The 22902-nt window shown below is 38.8% G+C and carries 12 protein-coding genes; 2 read left to right on the top strand and 10 right to left on the bottom strand.

Annotated features, from left to right (window positions below):
* Positions 1-360 precede the first annotated feature (360 nt).
* Both BZG01_RS06355 and hxpB read right to left on the bottom strand, forming a co-directional pair.
* The gene (locus tag BZG01_RS06355; protein WP_180327238.1) at positions 361-6783 is read right to left on the bottom strand and encodes an endonuclease; all 6423 of its coding nucleotides are present in this window, start codon (positions 6781-6783) and stop codon (positions 361-363) included.
* Between the two features lie 575 nt (positions 6784-7358).
* Complete coding sequence (gene hxpB / locus BZG01_RS06350; RefSeq protein WP_101308985.1) at positions 7359-8012, bottom strand: hexitol phosphatase HxpB; 654 nt, start codon at positions 8010-8012, stop codon at positions 7359-7361.
* 268 nt (positions 8013-8280) lie between these two features.
* Here hxpB and yccS point away from each other — a divergent pair, with 268 nt between their 5' ends.
* Entirely contained in the window at positions 8281-10425 is a 2145-nt protein-coding gene (yccS, locus tag BZG01_RS06345; RefSeq protein ID WP_245870286.1) for a YccS family putative transporter, read from the top strand.
* Positions 10426-10473: 48 nt separating this feature from the next.
* Here yccS and BZG01_RS06340 read toward each other — a convergent pair whose 3' ends face one another.
* The 4 genes from BZG01_RS06340 to BZG01_RS06325 all read right to left on the bottom strand — a co-directional run bounded on the left by BZG01_RS06340 (position 10474) and on the right by BZG01_RS06325 (position 15989).
* Entirely contained in the window at positions 10474-11544 is a 1071-nt protein-coding gene (locus tag BZG01_RS06340) for a ferredoxin--NADP reductase (protein ID WP_101308984.1), read from the bottom strand.
* Positions 11545-11655: 111 nt separating this feature from the next.
* Entirely contained in the window at positions 11656-13056 is a 1401-nt protein-coding gene (locus BZG01_RS06335; protein ID WP_218973024.1) for an MFS transporter, read from the bottom strand.
* Between the two features lie 221 nt (positions 13057-13277).
* Positions 13278-14309, bottom strand: coding sequence for an L-threonine 3-dehydrogenase (tdh, locus tag BZG01_RS06330; RefSeq protein ID WP_245870284.1), 1032 nt, complete (start codon positions 14307-14309; stop codon positions 13278-13280).
* A 243-nt stretch (positions 14310-14552) separates the two neighbouring features.
* Positions 14553-15989 (bottom strand): site-specific DNA-methyltransferase, encoded by a 1437-nt coding sequence (locus BZG01_RS06325; RefSeq protein WP_101308983.1) that lies wholly within the window; start codon positions 15987-15989, stop codon positions 14553-14555.
* Between the two features lie 194 nt (positions 15990-16183).
* On the opposite strand from BZG01_RS06325, the gene BZG01_RS06320 reads away from it, so the two are divergent.
* Entirely contained in the window at positions 16184-17491 is a 1308-nt protein-coding gene (locus BZG01_RS06320) for a DEAD/DEAH box helicase (protein WP_101308997.1), read from the top strand.
* A 142-nt stretch (positions 17492-17633) separates the two neighbouring features.
* Here the strand turns inward: BZG01_RS06320 and BZG01_RS06315 are convergent, their stop codons facing one another.
* The 4 genes from BZG01_RS06315 to BZG01_RS06300 form a co-directional block, all read right to left on the bottom strand.
* Positions 17634-18044, bottom strand: coding sequence for a BT0820 family HAD-type phosphatase (locus BZG01_RS06315; protein ID WP_218973023.1), 411 nt, complete (start codon positions 18042-18044; stop codon positions 17634-17636).
* 116 nt (positions 18045-18160) lie between these two features.
* Positions 18161-20548 carry a GumC family protein gene (locus tag BZG01_RS06310; RefSeq protein ID WP_101308981.1) on the bottom strand — a complete coding sequence of 796 codons (2388 nt, stop codon included), beginning with the start codon at positions 20546-20548 and terminating at the stop codon, positions 18161-18163.
* A 42-nt stretch (positions 20549-20590) separates the two neighbouring features.
* Complete coding sequence (locus BZG01_RS06305; protein WP_101308980.1) at positions 20591-21385, bottom strand: polysaccharide biosynthesis/export family protein; 795 nt, start codon at positions 21383-21385, stop codon at positions 20591-20593.
* A gap of 45 nt (positions 21386-21430) precedes the next feature.
* Entirely contained in the window at positions 21431-22834 is a 1404-nt protein-coding gene (locus BZG01_RS06300; protein WP_101308979.1) for a sugar transferase, read from the bottom strand.
* Positions 22835-22902 lie beyond the last annotated feature (68 nt).

Raw genomic sequence — 22902 nt, 5'->3', positions numbered from 1 at the left:
CTCACAGTCTTTCCTCGCAGTTGATACGAAATCTATACATTAAGCATAGTTTCTCAATACTGTTCTGACTCGTAGAAAGAAAACAGAATAGGAGGATTATCTGTCAGTGGACATACATAAGCGTTGTCTAGGTCTAATTCTTACTCCTGATTCTGTTCTTATTTTTATCTCATAAATGTAAAAAAGATATATCTAATCTTTTCATGTCGTAAACATACGAGGTCTAAAGACGCTGTCAGGATTTAGCAATTATTCAGCATAAATAAATTACTAAAGAATGTAAGAAGACCATTCCGAAAGTCTGGGCTGGAAGGAAATAAAAAAGGGTGGCTTAGAACTGTAGCCACCCTCCTTAGATTATTAGCGAACGACCATGAGTCGTTTCGTTACTATAAATTGATCTGTTTGAATGGATATAAAATAATTTCCGGAAACCAGATCATTAATATTAATTCTGTGTTTCTCTCTAGGCTGTATGGTTTTCACTACCTGCCCACGACTATTCAAGATTAAGATTTTAATCACATCGGCGTCGGGTAAATCGATGCTCACAAAATCGCGTGATGGATTTGGATAAATCTTAACAATTTTCTCAAAAATCTCTTTCAATCCTGTTGGCTGACTTACAGTAAAAAACTGAAATTCTTCGGCGGACTTAATATTAGCGTTTCCATCCTGATGAGCCCGAACTTTAAATTCGCCTGGTAAAGTTGGTGTTAGTATGGATCCATTAAGTTCACCATTACCTTCCAACAGCTCGAAAGCAACCGTTAATCCTTCCGAAGAAACGGCACTCAGTTGAATTGGCTCTCCAACAACTACAAGGCCTTCAATAGGCTCGAAAGTTATCGTCTGACTTGCTTTTTCAACAGTAAACGTTCTGCTTACCGATTCTGCCGCTTCGTAGTTCTCATTACCTGCCCGCACCGCTTTTACAACAACTGTTCCGGCTCCGGTAAGTGTCAGTTCTTTTCCGGATAGAGTTGCCGGGCCTGAAACCAGCTCGAAATTGACTTCCAATCCTGATGAAGCACTTGCCACCAATTCGAAAGCAGGATCGCCAAAGGTTTTATCTGCAAGAGCAGCGAAAGTAATGGTTTGACTTTCTTTACTTCCTGCAACTGTAAATGTTCTGCTTACCGATTCTGCCGCTTCATAGTTCTCATTACCTGCCTGCACTGCTTTTACAACAACTATTCCGGCTCCGGTAAGTGTCAGTTCTTTTCCGGATAGAGTTGCCGGGCCTGATACCAGTTCGAAGCTTACTTCCAGTCCTGATGAAGCACTTGCTGCTAATTCAAAAGCAGGATCGCCGTAGGTTTTGTCTGTCAATTCCGCGAAAGCGATATCCTGAGAAGCTTTATTCACAGTAAACGTTCTGCTTACCGATTCTGCGACTTCGTAATTCTCATTACCTGCCTGCACTGCTTTTACAACAACTGTTCCGGCTCCGGTAAGTGTCAGTTCTTTTCCGGATAGAGTTGCCGGGCCTGAAACCAGCTCGAAATTGACTTCCAATCCTGATGAAGCACTTGCCTGCAATTCGAAAGCAGGATCGCCGTAGGTTTTGTCTGTCAATTCCGCGAAAGTGATCGTTTGCGATTTTTTACTGATTTTGTCTGAACGTAATTTTAAACGCAGCAATATAGGATGATGATCGGATATGCTGACATTCTCCTCGCTTGTATTGTTGGTCAGAACCTGATATTCATCGTACAATTCATTGGAAATTGTAATGTGATCGATATTGGTACTTGAAGTAATTACATGATCGAAATAATCTTTGGTTTCGAACCATGATGCATAAGGAGAGGAAGCCCCGCTGGTCATACTTCCTTCTAAATAATCGTTGTAATCACCCAAAATCACCAAATTGTCGTTGGAATAGTTGGTATTCAACTCATTCATCAGGAATTTCGCATCAGCTAATTTTCGGGAGTGACTATCCTGACAACACTTGGCGTGAATGTTCACCAACTTGATGTTCTCTTTCATGCCATCAATGAATACCTCTGCTTCGAATAGATATGGCAAACGTCCCGAAGCCCAGAAACTGGAAGCATCGCCTGTGTACCCATCAATGGAAGCGGTAGATGTATCGGGGTATAAATCAGAAAACATCGAGAAATCGCCTAAGTTACTTACTGTTGTTTGGTTGTAGATGTAACAAACACGCTGAGCCGGATAATCTGTACTTGGAGCTGAATCGTCATGAGAATATCTTGCACCCATACTGGCTGCATACACATTATCTCCTGCCAAAACATTCAACTTCTCAACCAAAGGCTGCAGAAAATCACCATTTACATTATCGGAAACCAATTCCTGAATGGCATAAATATCGGCATCCAATTCAATGATTTTCTCAGAAACAGCAGTCAACTGCTCATCGAAGGAAGATGCATGTTTCGACATTGTTGGAGATCCAAACCACTCCAAATTCCACGATACAATATCCAGGGTTTTATCTCTACCCAAAGTTGAAGCGTCAGCAATTTCGGTTGATGCCAAAGAGCTTACAGCGACAACAAGCGATTCGGCCGCTTTTGCTTTGTGAGTAATCGTTCCTGCAGATCCATTAATTACAGCTGTTTTTGGCGCGAAACGAACCGTAATCAACACTGGTGAGACTTCTGATTGATCAATACTTAGCTTTGATTTATAAGTACTTCCATCTAAAGAAATTTCATAATTATCGCTGGCCTGAATGCTAATATCGCCTTCTATTTTATCGAAATTTAATTCATATAACATAGGCTCGCTAACCGCGCCAACTTCTGTAAATGGAAATTTCAAATCAGCAATAAGATTGCTTGATAAACTTCCGGTTAATGGAATTTTATTTCCTTCAACCACCACATCATCTACCTGATAGGTTGTAGTAACAGAACTGCCGTCGCCGGTATATTTAAAGGCGATGTATGCTGTTCCTTCATATGCAGACAAATCGATATCGCCGGATTCTACAAAGTCGGCTCCATAAGCAGTATTGTTTCTTTCATCAATTGCGGCATCCAATTTTTGCCAGGTGGCTGCACTTACATCGCCGCCATCGTAATCGGTAGAAATAAACACCTCTAAGGCAAGTCCCTGAAAATAACCATTCTTGGTTTTAAAAGTCAGTTTCTCATTATTATAGGCATCCAGATCCAATTCAGGAGAAATTAACCACGAAACCACTTTACCAGTGGCTTTGTAGGCCGACATTTGCATGTACTTATTACTTGAAAATTCTGTTATTGCCCAATTTCTGCCGCCAATTTCCGATTTCAAGATCCAATTGCTGTGCGTATCCGTTTCGAAATCCTCATGTAAAAATGCAAGAGGAATCAATGCCGGATCTCCCTCGGTACCCGATACAGCCATCGACTTGGAATTTTCGCCGCTTGTAATTTTCAGATCTCCTGTCACTTTTGCTGAAACAGCTGATTCAGGAACAAATTTCACAGATATTGTAGTCTCTGCAATAGTTCCATCGGCAGCGGTTAAAGCCAAAGAGGAAGAATAGTTGGTGCCGTCTTTGGATATCAGGAAGTGCTGCGGAGATGTTATGCTCACATTTTCGGTTAAAGAATTTGCTGATATCGTAAAAGTCTGAACGGCCGACTCTTCACCAAATTTAACCATGCCGAAATCGGCCAATGTTCCTGTAATTTTAATCTTGGCAGGCTCTGTACCAATTCCGCCATTCCATTCCTGCGCCTTGGCTTCTCCAAAAATGTACTGCACCAATTCAGGATGGTCAACAAAAGGATTTCTATTGTGCTGATATCCGTAAATCACATTGTTTCTTCTTACTTCATACGGATCAACAGGATCTTCCTCGTGCCATTTCAATAAATCGGACAGCTTTCCGTGACGGGCTGCTGATTCAGTTTCCTTGCACTGATCATCAACGGTCATATCCCAACGGGTTGCCATGTAAAAAATCATACGGGCAACATCACCTCTTGCCGATTTAGGTGGAGTATATCCCGGAGCCTCATCGGCAAAATCACGACTGCCACGCACACTATTCTCCTGAGCGTCGGTGGCTCTTAAATGATGACCATCGGTACCTGGCCCATCTGAAGTTCCAAAACCGCCATGCGACTTTGCCCATGTGTGTTCTCTGTTCCATCCTGTACTACCCGATACGTGAGCTGTTTTTGCAATTCCCTGCTCAACATACATTTGCCAGACTTGCGAAGCATTTTTCGGATTCTGATCGCCATCTTCACACATGTTCCAAACGGTGCTGTAAGATTGAGCTTCTGCTCCGGCCTCAATTATGGTATGAATATGCTCACGCAATGCTGTTCCGTTAAATCCAACAGCACTACTGTAATAATCGGCGGGAATTTTCACACTTCCCATGTGATGACTTGGACTTACTGTCTGTACATATTCTTTTGGTGTTAGATTCACAACAATACTTCCATCTCCATTGGTTTCCGGAGCCAAATAAACGTAGTTAGCCAAAATGCTTCCGGTGCTTCCATCATTATCAGCAATACTAATTGAGGCACTAACAGTTGTTCCCAACTGAATTCCTGCAGAAGGATTCGAAATGGAAACCGTCATGCTTTCAGTGCCCTCAACATCGGCATCATCAACAATGGTAAGACTTGCACTTGCCGTGCTTTCGCCTGCCACAAATGTAAATTGTGCTGCTGACAGCGTATAATCTCCTGCTGTAATTCCCGTACCTGAAATATTCACATCAAGAGTCTGGCTTTCGCTTACTGCTTCACTTGCGGTTGCTGTTAAAGTAATTATTGTTTGATCAGCTTCGCTGGCTGTTGTGGCAGATAAAGCTAAATTTACAGAAGTCAATGTTGGTTCCCCTGATAAATTAACAATTACCGAATTTCCTTCGAAGGAAGCATGACCACTGTACGTATCTCTAAATCCGTTGAATTTAATTTGTTTGCCCAAATTTTCAGGATGATCCTGTAAATTCCAGGTATCACGATTTGCTCCTGCTTCCAATTTAAGATTCAGGCAATGATCAAAATTGGTATCATCCTGAGAATCAGCAATAGAAATATAGTAAGCGTTTGTAAATGGTGCTTCAAAATCAGTACCCACCGAAACAATATAACCATAGGCATAATACTCGGCAGAAGTTTCGGACAATGCCAAAGCTTCATTTATGGTAAAAGGACTCGTTTCCGTTCCGTCATTACCTGCACTATCATTATCTGCTATGCTAAGAACTGCAATTACTGTTGTTCCCAACTGAATTCCTGCAGAAGGATTCGAAATGGAAACCGTCATGCTTTCAGTGCCCTCAATATCGGCATCATCAACAATGGTAAGACTTGCGCTTGCCGTGCTTTCGCCTGCCGCAAATGTGAATTGTGCTGCTGAAAGTGTATAATCTCCTGCTGTAATTCCTGTACCTGAAATATTCACATCAAGAGTCTGGCTTTCGCTTACCGCTTCACTTGCGGTTGCTGTTAAAGTAATTATTGTTTGATCGGCTTCGCTGGCTGTTGTGGCAGATAAAGCCAAATCAACAGTTATTGCAGTCCCAGCGCTGGCATTTGATTTTCCGGGAGTTGGAATTCCTGCAATAAAAGCAGTAGTGTTTCTGGCTCCGCCTTCTCCGTCAGTTGCCCTGTATATGGAATGATTCGCCATATCGCCCGAAGCATTCTCATTTATTTGTCCGCCTGCTATTATTCCTGCCAACAATCCAGCATCATCTGCATCATCGGTATCATAAGCAACAAAATCGACTAAATTCTCTGTTGTTACAGCTGTATTGTTTGGAAAATCTGCTGCCGGCGCTTTATACAAGGCAACAGCATCGGCACCATTCTGAAGAGTGAAACCTGAAGGAGACAAATTTACATTTGCAACCTCAGTACTTCCGATTACAAAAAAGCCTTGTGCATTGGTAGACTGCCCGGCAAGATCATAAGTCGCATAAGACAAATCATTACTCCCGTTGTAAAGAACCAAAGTGTATCCATCCAAAGAAGTATTCCCGGCTCCTCCGTCGTACAATTCAACAAATTCCTTTGTGTCTGTACTGGCCTGATCGCAATCCAGTTCATTAATCAGTAAACTCGAAACTACCTGTATTTCAACACTTACTGCCACCACGTATTCCTGACTCGATCCATCTTCTGCAGTTACAGTATAAGTCACCGGATTTGTAAAATCCTGAGATGCACCACTTGCCGGCAAAACAGTTGCCTTATCGGATATTTCAATTGCCGGACTAAGGGCTGTTACGTTAGTCGATTCCGGTAAAGTTACACCAATTGTATGTGCGTCTTCGTTAAGGGTTCCGGCTTTGCCATCAATTACAAATGATGTTATGGTCTTTGCCGAACTTTGAACCGGAGCAGATCCATAGGCAGTCCACTGAATATCATCAAGACTTACCTGTTTTCCTCCACCGGAAATATTTTTTATTTCAAGACTAAAAATGCCTTCTACATTAATATCAGTCACAATAAAATCCTGCAATCCGGTAATTTCTTCGGATTGAGCAACAGAAACTCCATTAATGAATAACTCTACCTGTCTTATGTTGGTGGATGTATATTCTTTTTGCACCTTACAACTAAAACTGCTAATTCCATTGGGAATATTTTCCCCTTTTAACGAACTGTCGGTTTTTCCAAAACAAATTGCTTTGCCATTAATCGGTCGGTCACCCCGCGAATTTACATAGCTCCAGCTTTGTGCGTTGTTCCCTTCAAAATTTCCTGTTTCATATGAACTTCCCGAAAGGGGTAAATTCATAAAATCTTCTAATCCCTGCCCAAAACTGACTTGGGCGGACATCATAAATAAAGTAAGTAATGTCACCAGACACCACCTCTTACATGTGTAAAATGAAAACATAGGCTTAGTAGTAATTAAAAAATAGTTTGAAAATGAACTTTTCAAGAAGCGTGTACAAAATGGTTGTTTTGAGCATCAAAAATATACAAAATATCAAATAACCGAACATATCAATGTTAAGTTTATGTATCCTTTTGATTAACATTCACTTTTTGATTACGAGCTATCTATCAGCATGTAAAGCACATTCGAACATCATATAAAAAGAGTCTTATATCCCTTACGTTAAAAGAACAATATAATAACTGGATATTTGTGACTTTAGCCAGTCGGAACGACTTTTTCGCTGCACATAGAAGACCTGTTTTTTGGGGGGAGGTGTGTACAAAATATCGAAACCCAGTAACAGACTTTTTTTTTGGCCGGCACATTGCCCGGAGTTTTTCAATATTTTTTTGCTTGGCCGGCTTATTTGCCACATGTATGAGTCAAATTTTTTCTTGAGCAATAAAAAAGACCAAACTTCAGCTCGGCCTATGTATGGGTTTTTAACGGAAAAATGTTAACGACAGGTTTCAATTCATTTTTAGCAATTCAATTTCATTATTTTCAAAGCTATCCATTTTATAGTCCGCTATTTTACAATCAATTTCTTTATTTCCATTCGTAAAAGCGACAACAGTCATACCTGCATTTTTTGCCGCCAACATACCAGTATATGAATCTTCAATTACGATGCAATCTTCCGGTTTCGCAGATAATTTTTCTGCAGCCCTATAATAAACAGCAGGATCAGGCTTCCCTTTTTTTTCAAACTCTGCCGATAATATCGAATCAAATAAATGCAAAATGTCTAATTTCTTTAAAACCACAGGAATGATTCTGCTTGGTGAATTGGTTGCTAATCCAATTTTGTATTTTCTTGTTTTCAGTTTTTCGATAAATGATTTTACTCCATTTATTTGGCAATTTTCAGTTTCAATCAGCTCTATAACCCGTGAAATAACCATTTGTTCTACAACTGCAGCATCTTTATTTTTCCAAGGATATTTGTCATGCCAAAATTGAGTAACTTCAGCTGTTGTCATCGACTTTGTTATTTTAGAATATTCGTCAGTCACCTTAACTCCCAAAGAAGTAAACACCTCATATTCTGCCTGTTTCCAATATTTCTCCGAGTCAATTAAGACGCCATCCATATCAAATATAATAGCTTTTTTATTTGTCATATTTATTGATTTATCGCACCTGTTCTTTTAACTTACCGCTAAGGTAAAAGTGTTTTTTATCCTTTAATTTTTTAAAATTAATAAAACATTTGTTTGGAAAACTGATTTTAGATTCTAAAAACAGTTCAAAAAAAAAAGGATTTATTAAAACTCTTGCTGGTCTTAGATACTGTTTGGATTTAGCAAATTGCAAAGCTAAATTAATACGATCGGGCAGTATACTTATTTGCTTCTGTTATCTTTGTATTTGAAAAACAAAAACCGATACATGAAGAACAAATTGACACTTGACAGATTTCAGGGAAAAGGATGGTATGAATTCATGATTAAGAATTTATGGAGGTATCCAAACAGATTGCTGGCGCTAAAAGCAGCAATTGCCATGAGTATGCTACTGATTCCATTTGTTGTTACTGGTTCTGCAAATATGGGTTTCACTCTGGCTTTGGGTGCTCTGGCTGGTGCTCTTTCCGAAACCGATGATCATCCCAAAGGACGTGTGAAAACGCTGATTCTTACCATTATTAGTTTCATTATTTCGAGTTTATCGGTCGAATTACTGCTTCCTTATCCAATTCTGTTTGGCATTGGATTAATTGGTTCCACCATTACATTTATTGTTTTGGGCGGACTGGGTGAGCGATACAGAGGCGTTACATTTGGTGCTTTACTCGTTGCTATTTATACCATGTTAGGTGCTGAGATTTCGCCCAACTGGTACTGGCAGCCTTTGCTTTTGCCTGCGGGTGCCTTGTGTTACGGAATATTGTCTCTTATTTTACTTATTCTTCGTCCAAACAGACTATTGGAAGAGCAATTGGCTCAGGGATTCGAAGATCTGAGCCTGTACATGAAGGAAAAAGCACGGCTTTTTCCAAGTGATTCCAAATCGCAGGAAAAAATCCGAGGTCGGTTGGCTACCTTAAATATTCAATTCATCAACTCGTTGGAAAGGTGCAAAAATGTACTCAACTCCTACTCCGATGCTTTGGATGATCCAAACGAACTTCGCCCTTACCTGCATAAATTTGTACTCTTGCAAAGTTTGCACGAAAGAGCTTCTTCGAGTCACGAACGATACGACCTGATAAGTGATGAAGCAGACAACACCGAAATTCTGGAAGGTTTGGGGCAATTATTACTGCAATTATCGCTTGCCTGCCACGAGGTTTCGAAAAGCTTGTTAATGGGAACAACTTATCAGCATCCGATTTCATTCAAATGGACAATTGCTGCCTTGAAGGATAAAATTAAAAAACAAAACCCTACAACAAAAAGTACTAATCTTAGCTTGCTGCTCCAAAATCTTACACAATCTCATCTTTCATTGCAAAACATGAGTTACTATGTAGATTCGGGATTGCTTCCTAAGGTGGACAGAGATACCAAAAGCTTATGGCAAAAACTAAGAGAGCAATTGAACTGGTCACATCCGCGATTTAGATATGCCATCCGGTTGAGTACCTGTTTTTTGATTGGCTATTTTCTGATTTTGGGTTTTCATCTGGAAAAAGGATATTGGATTTTACTCACCAGTTTATTTGTATGCCAGCCAAGTTACAGTGAAACCCGGAAAAGACTGTTTCAAAGGATTATTGGAACTCTAAGTGGTGTAGTAACTGGTGTATTGTTTGTACAAATACTTCCTACTCTTGCCGGACAGGTAATTTTGCTGCTGGTAGCTGCTTATGCCTTTTTTGTATGGCTGCGAAAAAACTATGCTCTAGCGGTTGTGTTTGTTACCATTTTTGTCATGGCGGCTTTTAATCTGATTGCAGGAAAAGGGATTGTTGTTATGGGAGCACGGGTAATGGATACTATTATTGGTGCCGTTTTGGCAATAATAGTTGTCCGTTTTATGTGGCCCGATTGGCAATACAAGCGTTTGCCCAACTTACTTTCAACCGCCCTGGAAAAAAACCGAAACTATTTCACCTGTATTTTGCAGGAATACAAAGAATTAAATGAGGATGATTTAAATTACCGCATTGCCAGGTATCGTGCAAATCAGGCTGATAATGCGCTTGCTTTATCGTGGCGGGGAATGAAACTGGAGCCCAAAAAACATCAGAAATTTCAAAAACATGCCTTTGCTTTAACTTATCTCAATCATGCATTACTATCCTATTTATCGGCCTTAGGATCGCACCGCGACATAAAAAACTACATCAGCGATGATCAGTGGGAAATGTTTGGAAATATAGAATCAGAATTAAGCAAAGCTGTTAGTGGCTTACAAAAGTCGGAAGCTTGTGACCCGACTCAAAGTCTTAAAACATTCATTGATAATTTAGGACAAAAAATTATTGAAATTGAACGGGGAACTGAGCGCCAAAAATTGGTTTTGCTATACAATATCGCTGAAGTTACCGAACAATTACTGGAGGAAGCATCGAAACTGTTTCAAGAATAAATTAACGGTGAGTGTTGTGCTGTTTTTGCACAAACTCACCGCTCCATATTATTTGAACTCAATTTTCACTTTGGCAGTTTGCGCCAGCGACTGACAGGTTAAGATTATATTGTTCTTTACATCTTCGGCACTCAGAGCCATTGTTGCTTTCATTTTCACCTCCCCTTCAATCAGATGAGCTTTGCAGGTACCACAAATACCTCCCTGACAAAAATAGGGCGCAGGAGCGCCAATTCGTTTCAATCCTTCTAAAATGGTTTCGTCCTGCACTAAGTGCAACTGAAATTTTTCATTCCTGATTGCTGCATCCACCAGAGCATTCTCCACTGCAGTTAGTCCCTCTTCGTACTCAATAGCCTGAGTGGAAAAATACTCAAAATGAATGAATTTTGACGGGACTCCCATATCAATCAAAGTATCACTAACCATTTGATTCATTCCATCCGGTCCGCAGATATAATATTCTGTATTTTCGGGAGTGGCTGGATTTTCAAGAAGAAAAGATTCTACCAACTCCTCATTGATCCGGCCACGTTTACCATCCCATGGAGCCAGTGAAAAATCCAGAAATCGTTTCGAAAGGGTTTGAGTAATTTTCAATCGATCAGGATATTTTGCCTGCCACTCCAATAATTCATTGTAAAACAAAATCTCGGGTATACTCCTATTTCCATAAAGCAAAAACACCCTACTGTTTGGTTCTGCCAGCAGTATGGAACTTAACATTGAGTAAATTGGCGTAATTCCACTTCCGGCAGCAAACAAATAATAGGACTTACCGGCCTTCTCATCCGGATTTACCGTAAAATCTCCTTGAGGAGTGGATATTTCTACAATATCTCCTGCCTTTAAATTGTCCGCTATGTAATTGGAAATCAATCCGTTTTTCTGAATCTTTACTGTTACCTGAAACAAACCTTTTACATACGGCGAGTTGTGCAGGGAATACATTCTAAGTTCTTCTTTGTTGTTTACATCAAACCGAAAACAAAGGTGTTGTCCCGGATGAAACTTAAAAACCGGTAACAGCTCATCTGGTATTTGAAAGCTTAGTGTTACAGCTTCTTTTATTGGCTTGTGAATTGCAGCTATGGGTATGCGGTAAAATTCCTGATTCATAATGTTCTAACTTTCTAAGATTAAGCTTTAAATTACGGAGAATTTCGCGATTTACGACATAAAAAAAACCACCTCTCAAAAGGTGGTTCTGTATTTTATCATCGTAAAATATTAGGCTGCCAGTTCATTTTCGGCATCTAATTTCCTAGTAATATTGCCATAAATAATTAATGCTATTGCTGATACACCTGCTATTGCAACAAAGTAGTACCATATGTAATGAGCATGAGCTGAAGCAAGTTCCCATTCAGCATGATTGGTAAATAATTTTGGATCCGGACAGTATTTGGACAGTAAAAATCCTGACAATCCAAATCCTAAAATGGAAGAGATAAATGAATGTAAGTGACTAAATCCAAGATACAAACCCTCTTCTCCCTTAGGAGCCTGCAATGAGAAATATTCTAAAAAACGCGGTGAAATAAATGACTCTGCAAATCCTTGGAAAACAATACCAATAATCATCATAAAGGCAACTGGATGCAAACTAAAAAGACCTAAATCAATTGATTCAACATCCAATAAATTACCAGCCGCCATACACAATGCCGACACGGGCATAATGAACATACCAACTGTCATGGAAAACAAGGCCGTTTTCTTTCGCATCAACTGTGTTATTAAACCAACAAAAAGAAAAACGATTAATGGATTCACATTTGCATACCAAGATGGTGATGCTCCTTCTCCTGCCATACGCAACACATATTTTGGCATGGTAGCATACAATTGATGTTGAACCATCCAAAAACCTGTAACAATAAGAATTAAAGCTACTAACCTGCCATTTGAAAGAACTTTAAGTAAAGCGTCCCAAATTTCAGACATACTCTTGCCTTCCCCTTCGTGACTCGTACTTTTGTAGAAGAAGTAAACAGCTGTCAGACCCAATAAAGTGGCTCCAGCCGAAAAATAATTTAAGGTGATTAATCCTTCATTTCCCATTGCCTCACGCAGTGGTTTCACAATGGTTTTCCCCGAAAAAGCACCAATATTCACCATGGTGTAAAAAATAGAAAACCCTTGGGCGCGATTAGCCACGGTTGTTTCCTTTGCTACGGTACCAGTAATCACCGATTTAATAAATGAACCTCCAACCATTATTAAAACGATTATCGGAATGATAAACCATTTGTGCAGACTGTCTTCTAATCCGTTAAAAACAGTAATCTTAGAGTATTCGACCAAGCCTGCTGATTGCAGCATGGTAGGAAATATCGCGAGTCCTGCATATCCAACAGTTAGTAAGGAAAAAGCAAGTAAAAGTGCCTTTTTAAAACCCATTTTATCTGCTAAAGCACCACTAAATGTAGGTAGCAAATACAATCCTCCTGAAAACAAACCTGAAATTAAGGCTGCTTCCACATCAGAAAAGCTTAGTATCCTTGATAAATAAATTGTTATAACAATAAATACCCCATAATATGCAGCTCTTTCCAACAACTCAACAGAGTTGGCTACCCAAAAGGCTCTGGAAAAGCTCTCTCTTATCATTTTCTCTTCACTATTCATGATGTTTTTTCGTTAATTATATCTTAAAATTATGCTCTGTCAGTTAAAAGCTTAAAAATAGATTTACTTCATGGATATATCAAGTAGGGAAAACCCGACCTTAATTTTTGATAAACCTGAAAGTGTATTCAAACTATGTTTTAGTTATCATACAGATAAATTTACACTCATAAAAAAAGCTCAGGATTCTCCTGAGCTTTACACTATATTTTGAAGAAAATTTATTCCCAATCGAGAATCACTTTTCCACAATTTCCTTCTTCCATAATATCGAATCCTTTTTGGAATTCATCAGCTTTAAAGCGATGTGAAATCATTGGAGACAAATCCAATCCACTCATCAACATTTGTTCCATTTGGTACCAAGTTTCGTACATTTCACGTCCGTAGATTCCTTTTAACTGAAGTCCTTTAAAAATGATATCGTTCCAATTTACTTTTGTTTGCTGAGGCAAAATACCTAATAGAGAGATCTTACCTGAGTTGTACATATGAGAAACCATATCGCCAAAAGCTGCTGGTGCACCCGAACACTCCAACCCTATATCAAAACCAATCATTCCCAATTCCTTAATTGCGTCATCAAGACTCTCTGTTAAAGGATTAATCACACGATCGGCACCCATTTTCTTAGCTAATTCTATTCTGTATGGATTGGTTTCGGTTGCCACCACGTAACGAGCTCCTGCAAATTTTGCAATTGCCACACACATACTTCCAATTAAACCAGCCCCCGTAACCAATACATCTTCTCCAATTATCGGCCACGAAAGAGTAGTATGTGTTGCATTTCCAAATGGATCCATGATCGCCAAAAGCTCATCACTAATCTCATTGCTCATTTTCATCAAATTCGATGAAGGTATGGCTGCATACTCGGCAAAAATACCATCTATGTTTACGCCAATTCCAACGGTGTGTTCACACACGTGTTTACGTCCGCGTCGGCAGTTTCGGCAGTGTCCGCAAGCTATATGACCTTCGCCTGTTACGCGGTCGCCAATTTTAAAACCAGTAACACCGGCTCCAATTTCAGCTACCTCTCCAACATACTCATGCCCGATAATCATTCCTGGTTTAATGGTATTCTGTGCCCATTCATCCCATTTATAAATGTGAAGATCGGTACCGCAAATAGCTGTTTTTCTAATTTTTACAAGAACATCGTTTACTCCTACTTTAGGAACATCAACTTCTTCCATCCACAAACCTTTTTCAGCTTTGGACTTTACGAGAGCCTTCATTTTAGTCATTGTCGTTTTGTTATATGTGTTGTTGTGTAAGTATTTAAATCTTTGCAAATATGATTGTTGCATATTTGGTTAATCCAATTCGAAAGTATAAAAACTAAATTAGATTTTCAATATGCGGTTTGTAAAAATATTCCGATTCGATCACTTCTGTAAAAGCTTTCTGCAAATCCATATCAGCGCGAGTCTGATGGCAATCGGAAGAATATTGAATTTCAAAGACATACTGACACTCCTATGCCTATGTTATTTCTCAATTTTATAAAACTGAAACCCTGTATCAAGCATAGGATACAACTTTCCGGCTCGCACGATTCGATCTCTTGCCAAATCTGAGATGGTTGAAAAACCCATTCTACCAGCATCCGAATCCTCTTTTACCAATTCTGTATTCTGAACGCAAATAAAACGTCGCTTAGAAGCTTGCTTTTCGTTTAGTTTGAAAACAGCATGAGGCATTGATGCTGAACCGGCAAAAAGATCCAAAATCAAATCCTCATCATCGCTTAACTGCTCCAAAATTACAAGCAGCAAATCGGTTGGTTTTGGATATTTAAACGGCAATCCTTCCGGATATAATTCTTTCAGCTCACGGGTTCCTTTGCTTGTTGGAATATCAGTAATAACCGATGAAATGGGATTAAAAATACTCTTCAGCTCCGACTTGTACTTTTTCAGCAAAAAACGCTTGCCTTCCTCTTTGGGAAATATCAACTTTCCTGAATTGAACCACTCGGTAACACGCGGTTTCGAAAAAGCCCAATATCGTCCGGATGGTGGTAAATATTCCTCTTTTGTAAAGGGGTTGGTAATCACAAAACGGGAATTGGAATTGCCGCTTGCTGCTGACGGATTATCAGGAATCCAATCTCCATTTGGGTCGTTATCAGGATTTGAATAATTGGATAAATCCTTGAGTTCTCCTTTCAACTTTACTTCCTTTGTATTTTTGGCATAGAGCAAAATATATTCATGATTTGCGGCAAATAAATTACCTGAAACATTAGAGTTTGTTCGATTGATCCATATAAAACAACCAACGAAATTATCCTCTCCAAAAACCTCATTGCAAATCAGCTGCACATTAGCCTTCTCGCTTTCGTCAATAGAAACGGCTACTGCACCATCATTGGTTAACAGCTGTCGGGATAAAACCAGCCGCGGATAAATCATGTTCAACCAATTGGTGTGAACTTCACCGCTTTCAATCTGATTTTTCAGTCCAAAATCAACCCGTTCAATTCCGGTACCATCCAAAAAGTCAAGGTACTGATTCGAGCGGATTTTAAACCGGTCATTATAACCAAAATCATTACCTGTGTTATAAGGCGGATCGATATAAATCAATTTGATTTTACCCGCATAATCTTTCTGCAGTAAACGTAAAGCATCTAAATTATCACCTTCTACAAACAGATTTTGAGTCGTTTTTGGCTGAACAGATTTTGCTTTATCAAAAAACAGTTTATCCGTACTTTCTTCTCGGGCTTGCGTTGCTGCATTCTCTTTTCCGAACCAGGTTAAGCCATAGTTCGATTCATCAACGAACTGATCAGCTTCCAAATAAATTTTAAGCTTCTGAATATCTAATTGATCTCCTGCAAAAACTTCCGGGAGAAGGCTTTTCAGCTCTATTATTTTCTTTTGTTTCTGATAAAAAGAGAGTAGCTTTTTTCCTTGCATAATAACAAGTCTGAAGTAATGTGATTTGTTTCACAAACCTACAACTTTTCAGTCTTGAATAAAAATTCCGAATCTTGATTTCCTGCAAAAAAAGCACTAAATAATACACGTTCAAAAGTTATTTCCAACTATTCGGGATCCCAAACTTTCGGGCATCGAGTTTTTGTTATCTTTGCGCCATGCAAGTAAAAAACATGGATACTAAAAAGATTTTAGAAAAGCTATCTATTCAGGAATTGAATGAGATGCAAAAGGAATGCGCGAAAGCCTATACAAAAAACAGCGATCTGCTTTTAGTATCCCCAACAGGGTCGGGAAAAACCTTGGCCTTTTTGCTGCCAATGCTTGCTGAACTGGATTCTGAAACAGATGCTGTTCAGACCCTGATTTTAACTCCTGCACGAGAACTTTCTTTGCAAATAGAGACAGTTTTTAAAAGTATGGGAACTGATTTTAAGGTGAATTGCTGCTACGGCGGGCATCCAATGTCAACCGAAAAAAACAACTTAAAAACTCCTCCTGCCGTGCTTATTGGTACTCCGGGAAGAATAGCCGATCATATTCGAAGAGGAAATTTTGATTGCAGAAATATCAAAACTCTGATATTGGATGAGTTTGATAAATCTCTGGAATTAGGCTTTCAGAAAGAGATGAAGGAAGTTACACTAGCTCTGCCGTCTAAAATTAAAAAGGTACTAACCTCTGCCACCAATAATATCGATATTCCGGATTTTACCAGACTAAATTCACTCATCGAACTGGACTTTATTCCCAATGCAAAACCGATTGCTTTGGATCAAAAGAAAGTAATATCTGTAGAAAAAGACAAATTGGCGACTCTTTTTCAATTGGTTTGTCATTTGGGAAATCAACCAAGTTTAGTTTTCTGCAATCACCGTGATGCTGTGGAACGAATTGGAAAACACTTTTTAAATGAAGGCATTCAGTGTGATGTTTTTCATGGCGGATTGGAACAGGATGATCGGGAGAGAGCTCTTCTAAAATTCCGAAATGGAAGTCATTACCTGCTGATTGTTACCGATCTTGCTTCAAGAGGGCTGGATATTCCTGAAATTAAGAATGTGATTCACTACCAACTGCCAAGAGTAGAAGAAGCATTTACACATAGAAACGGACGAACAGCCAGAATGAATGCCGAAGGAACTTCCTACCTGGTGCTTGCTCAGGACGAAACACCACCGGAATTTATCCCTGATGATATTGAAGTGCTTGAACTGGCAGAAGATCAGCCATTACCGGCAGAACCTGAATGGGAGACTCTTTACATTTGTTTGGGTAAAAAAGAAAAGGTAAATAAAATTGACTTGGTTGGATTCTTTTGTAAGGTGGGAAATCTGAAAAAAGAGGAATTGGGAAAAATCGATGTTCTCGATCACTCATCGTTCGTTGCTGTAAAAAGAGGAATGGGCGAAAAATTGGCTCGTAAACTTAAAAACGAACTCATTAAAAAGAAGAAAGTTAAAATTCAGGTTTCGTATTAATCTGAGTTCGATTATTGACTCTTTAATAAAGAGAAACCTTAAATATCTGGCTAATTATTTAATGCGAAAAGTAATTGACAACTGGATATTATTAGTTAGCTGTTAAGAATTTTATTCCATTGAATAAGTTGACTAAATTTTATTATTCTCCAAAAATATTATCGAGCAGCCGGCTAAACATCTTTTTGGTTTTTGATTCTTTATGCGAAACAGAATTTTGTGTGGAAATGCTTCTGAATATTTGCTCCCATTCCGGCAATCCGCCAAAATTGCGGTCATCGATGTATAAATCAGCGTAAATTTTACGACTAATAGTGTCATCAAATTCCTCTTCGGGATAATTGCTGTTCACAGCATAAAATTCCAGTCCTCTCTTTTCACAGTAATCAACCGCTTCATAAAGATTTTCTTCCGTTCTGTATGTCCATAAAATAATTTGATGACCTTCCTTTTGCAATGCGATCAGACTTTCGACAGCAAATGGAATTTCACTTCCAATTTCAGGATATTTATGATGTACAATGGTTCCATCAAAATCTACAGCTATAATCATAAAGAGAATAATTTAAGTATCACATACTTATAAAAATAAAGAATTCTTTTATTCTTTCTCAATGATTAACGAACAAAAATGGCCTGAATTGTTGTTCAGGCCATTTATTTACTCTTTTAATTACTGGAGACTTTCTCCCACAGCCTTCGGACAATTCCCGGCGAACTGTCTTCATAATAATAACCGTTTCCACTTGTATTTCTTGAGGATTTGCCTTGATATCCATTCATGGCAACATCATTTAATACCAATGAAACGTTCGACAAAGTGCCTTTTACAACCAACTGATTCACAAAACTGATCTGTTCCCGATGACTGAATCCCCGTCGAAGAACAAACAAATTAGCATCTGTAAATTTGCCTGTGATGATTCCATCCGTTACCATGGAAAGAGGCGCATTGTCGATAAATATATAATCATATTTCCCTTCCACTTCGCATAACAATTGCTCAAACCTGCCATTTTCCAATAACTCAGCCGGATTTGGCGGCACAGGTCCTGAAGTTACACAGTGAAGGTTTTTAATGTGTGTTTTCTGAATGATCTCGCTGCATTTGCTATGACTGATTAAATAAGTGCTTAAACCAAGCGCATTATCCAAATCAAAAGCGATTTCAATTTTTGGCTTTCGTAAATCAGCACCAATCAATAACACCTTCTTATTATTCATGGCAACAATGGCTGCCAGATTAACTGCCGCAAATGATTTTCCTTCTTCGGGTATTGTTGAATGAATTCCAATAATTTTAGTCGGATTATTGGGCAGTACATAAGCTAGATTTGTACGCAAGGTTCTAAAAGACTCAGATATAGCCGATCGGGGATGATAAAACACAGGAACTGCTTCACTGTATTTATTATGAGCAATAGTCCCCAAAATTGGAAGTTGAGTCTTCTTCATGATTTCTTCCTTATTCTGGATATTATCATTAAAGAATTCTTTTAGAATAATGATTAAAAAAGGAAGCCCAATCCCCAAAAACATACCTATTAGTAAATTAATTGCTGTTTTGGGTTTTATTTTAACAATAGTCGCCAATCTTGCCGGATCGATTATTTGCGAATCGGACACATTAGATGCTTTGGCAATGGCTGCTTCCGCACGTTTTTTCAGTAGAAAAGTATAAAGTTCGTTGTTTAAGTCGAAGTTCCTTTTCATACTAACCAGTTTTTGCTCATGCTTTGGCATTCGGGCCAATTGCTCTCTAACGGTTTCCATTCTTGCGGTTAAACTCTGTACTTCGATTCGGGAGTTGGCCACCAGGCTTTGAAGATTTTCCTCTAAACTTTGCTGAATTAACTGAATTTCCTTATTCAGGATTACCAGACTCGGATTTTTCTCCTGAACACTATAAGAAAGCACTTCCCGCTTTCCGTACAAATCAGTCAATTTAGCCACTAATGCATCTAACGAAGGATCTGTAACACCTGTTATGGAAGGTGCTATTACTTGTTTCATTTGATTTACATCGCCTAAATTGCGCAGCAGATTTTTATAGTAATCCAAAGAAATCTGAGCCCTGGACAACTGACTTTCAAGATCCTCCACTTTTGCTACAATTACGCCTGCCTCCTGTCCCAAATCAACAATTCTGTTTCTTGATCTGAAATTGCTAAAACTCTGACCTGCCATTTGAAGAGAATCCACGATTCCCTCCAATTGAGAATCGATGAAACGTACCGTACTTTCAGATTTCTTGTTTTTTTCGATCAAACCAAATTGAATGTAAACCCAATTCAATTCATTCAAATAATCAACCCCTCTTTCCGGTTCCGAATTATCTATTCGAAGATGAATCAATTCAGCCTTTTTCTCAGCTACGCTAATAGTCATACTCTCCATATACGCGAGAGTAAGCGCATCTAAATTATTGAAAACGAAAAAATAATTTTCATTCTTATCAATTTCCTCTGCTTTCTTCTTAAGTATAAAATGAAAGTAGTTGTTCTGAAACAGCTGATCGAAAAAAGCTATCTTTTCAAATTTAACATGTACTTCATCACCCTTATAATCGGCTTTCCCATCTACTTTAATTTTATAAGATTTATCATCAATCTGAACAATAGAAATTGGTAAGTTGGTTATATTAACCCCGTCCATTTGCTGAACTTCGAATGGTTCATGTCTATATAAACCTCTGTTGGAAAACAATTGCTTTTTATACCAGGATTGATTCCAAGCCAGGTTTCTCATTGCCTTTCGGTTAATGGTATATGATTTAAGAATTTCTAAATGGTTTTGTATGTTTGCTTTGTCCTGAATTTTATAACCATCAAACATACTTTGCGCGCTGGTTTCCCCTGCATCAACATGAATTAAGAGAGTACTCCGCATCATGTAAACCGGATTCGAATACTTACTAATAAAATAAGCCAACAATATCCCCAAGGCTCCGCACACTGCAAACATCTTCCATTTCGACAACAATCGATAAAGAAATTCCTTCACATCCGGACTATCTTTTTGATCAAAATAATCCATTACTTCATCTACATACTTCATTGAAATAAATTTTGTGTTAGAATAATCACCAAGCAAAACGGCTTATTTGTTGGTTAGTATTACACTGGTTATTAATACTGCCGTTGATACTGTTGACAGCAAAAGGCTGTAAACGGCCGAATTCATATTCGTATTTTTAATCCTGTGAGGCTCCACATATACAACATCATTAGGCTGCAGAAAAAATGCTTTCGATTTTAGAAAATCCTTCTTTGTTAAATCCAAACGAAATGTTTCACTTTGTTTCCCGGAGGTTCGCATCACCAAAACATAGTCAACTTTTGCATATTCGGTGATTCCATTCGCCATACTAATGGCTTCCAGCACAGTTAAGCTGCTATTGTAATTGTAGTAAACGCCTGGAGTTGTAACTTCCCCCATTACACTTACTTTGTAATTTAAAAGTTTTACTTTAACACTGGCATCCTTTAAGTATTCGTCTGCCCTCTCCTGAACCTTAGCCTGAGCCTCGGCCTGACTAAGTCCTGCAATTCCTACTGCACCCAGAATTGGCAGAGAAATATTCCCGTTTGAATCTACCTGATAACCATTTAAATACTGGTCGGATTGCTGACTGTACAATTGCTGTGCTCCCCCCATTCCACCTACGCTTTGTGCAGGATTATACAATTGATTCACCTCCGGATTTAAGGATTTAATACTCACAAAAAGATTGTCATTTGTCTTAATCAAATACTCGGGAACATTTGTTGTAAATTCACTTGCCAATATCTCAGCTCCAGTGTCCTGCAGGTAAACCAAATCTTTTTTTGATCGACAGGAAATGATACTCATTACTAAAATGAGGCTCATCAGAAATAAATATTTTTTATTCATGGTCTTGGTTTTTTGTTGATTCCAGTTTAAATATATTGAGATTAACTATTGTCCTTCACCTGTGAACACAACTTTAATGGTGCTGAGAAATAGTATTAAATCCAGTTTTAACGACCAGGTGTCGATGTAAAGCATGTCCAGTTTCATCCATTCCTCGAAAGGAATATTATTGCGGCCGGACACTTGCCAGATACAGGTAATTCCTGGTTTCATACTTAATCGCCGGCGCTGCCAACGTTGATACTGCTGAACTTCGGAAGGTATTGGCGGCCGTGGACCAACAATCGACATTTCGCCCCGAAGAACATTAAAGAACTGAGGCAGCTCATCCAACGAAGTTTTTCGAAGAAATCTGCCTACACGGGTTACCCGCGGATCATTCTTAATTTTGAAAACCGGCCCCGATTGTTCATTCTGATTTTCAAGTTTTACCCGCAAGGCTTCCGCATTTTCCACCATTGTTCTGAACTTCAGACAATGAAAAATACGTCCATTCAAGCCTACCCGCCTTTGACGGAAAAAAACAGAGCCTCCATCTTCAATTTTTATTGCCACTGATATGGCTAATAAAACAGGAGAAATCAATACCACAATAACAAATGAAAACAGGAAATCGAGCATTTCCTTCACCTTAAGGGCAAAGTAATTCTTGGTATTATTTGCGAACGTAAGAAAAGGAAGTTCTTTAAAATAAGTAAGATGAGATCGCTGACTAACAACACTTAACAATTCGGAATAAACACGAAACGTAACTCCAACCTCGGAACAGGCATAAATCAAAGCCCGGACTTCTTCATTATCAAACTTTCCCTTGCAGTAAATTACCTCATCAACCACATTGGCATCTATAATTTCGCTTAGCTGAAAATGCTCATGCAAAACCCGAACGTGCGATTCGTATTTATTTTTGATGTGTTTTCCATCCGACATGATCGCCCAAACATTGTATCCCCAATCGCGGATAAAAAGCATTCGGTCGATAAAGTGCAGATACGATTCATCATCGGCAACAATTAAAACATTTCTGGTATTAAAGCCTTTCCCTCTCAGCAATTTAAATATCCGGTAACTTAACATCCGAAAGCCAAAAAGCACTACAAGATTTAGGCAGGCAAACAAAGCCAGAATTAATGTTGGTACAGAGTCGGTAAGGAATAAGCTTCCTAAATGCAGCAATCCTGAACTGATCACAACAAGGGCAAAATATTCGGCAAACAATTCGGAGTAGGTTTTTACCCGAAGCATCTTACCCAGATTCAACTCCTTTATCAGCGTGTACCAAATGGCAATAATCAGCAGGTAAATTGTATTGTTATCGTGAACATCAATATTTACCGGTCTTAAATAGGTAGTAACTGCCCATGCCACCACCCAATAACAAGCAACTGATAAACCTACTTGCATGAGAGTACTCAAACGTGCAAGGGTTTGTTCTCTTCCTTTAATCATGGTTTTAAGGTTTTAAAGTGAAATTTTAAAAGACCACAGCCAGCTTTTCAAGTTGATGGTTGGTCAAC

The organism is Labilibaculum manganireducens (genome assembly GCF_002843385.1).
Lineage (GTDB): Bacteria > Bacteroidota > Bacteroidia > Bacteroidales > Marinifilaceae > Labilibaculum > Labilibaculum manganireducens.
This window is presented reverse-complemented; position numbering and strand designations above follow the sequence as displayed.

Coding starts and splice junctions, on each gene's coding strand:
- BZG01_RS06310 (WP_101308981.1), bottom strand. CDS start 20,548: ATGAAGTATGTAGATGAAGTAATGGATTATTTTGATCAAAAAGATAGT.
- yccS (WP_245870286.1), top strand. CDS start 8,281: ATGAAGAACAAATTGACACTTGACAGATTTCAGGGAAAAGGATGGTAT.
- BZG01_RS06335 (WP_218973024.1), bottom strand. CDS start 13,056: ATGAATAGTGAAGAGAAAATGATAAGAGAGAGCTTTTCCAGAGCCTTT.
- BZG01_RS06325 (WP_101308983.1), bottom strand. CDS start 15,989: ATGCAAGGAAAAAAGCTACTCTCTTTTTATCAGAAACAAAAGAAAATA.
- BZG01_RS06315 (WP_218973023.1), bottom strand. CDS start 18,044: ATGATTATAGCTGTAGATTTTGATGGAACCATTGTACATCATAAATAT.
- BZG01_RS06355 (WP_180327238.1), bottom strand. CDS start 6,783: ATGTCCGCCCAAGTCAGTTTTGGGCAGGGATTAGAAGATTTTATGAAT.
- BZG01_RS06305 (WP_101308980.1), bottom strand. CDS start 21,385: ATGAATAAAAAATATTTATTTCTGATGAGCCTCATTTTAGTAATGAGT.
- BZG01_RS06320 (WP_101308997.1), top strand. CDS start 16,184: ATGGATACTAAAAAGATTTTAGAAAAGCTATCTATTCAGGAATTGAAT.
- BZG01_RS06300 (WP_101308979.1), bottom strand. CDS start 22,834: ATGATTAAAGGAAGAGAACAAACCCTTGCACGTTTGAGTACTCTCATG.
- BZG01_RS06340 (WP_101308984.1), bottom strand. CDS start 11,544: ATGAATCAGGAATTTTACCGCATACCCATAGCTGCAATTCACAAGCCA.
- tdh (WP_245870284.1), bottom strand. CDS start 14,309: ATGACTAAAATGAAGGCTCTCGTAAAGTCCAAAGCTGAAAAAGGTTTG.
- hxpB (WP_101308985.1), bottom strand. CDS start 8,012: ATGACAAATAAAAAAGCTATTATATTTGATATGGATGGCGTCTTAATT.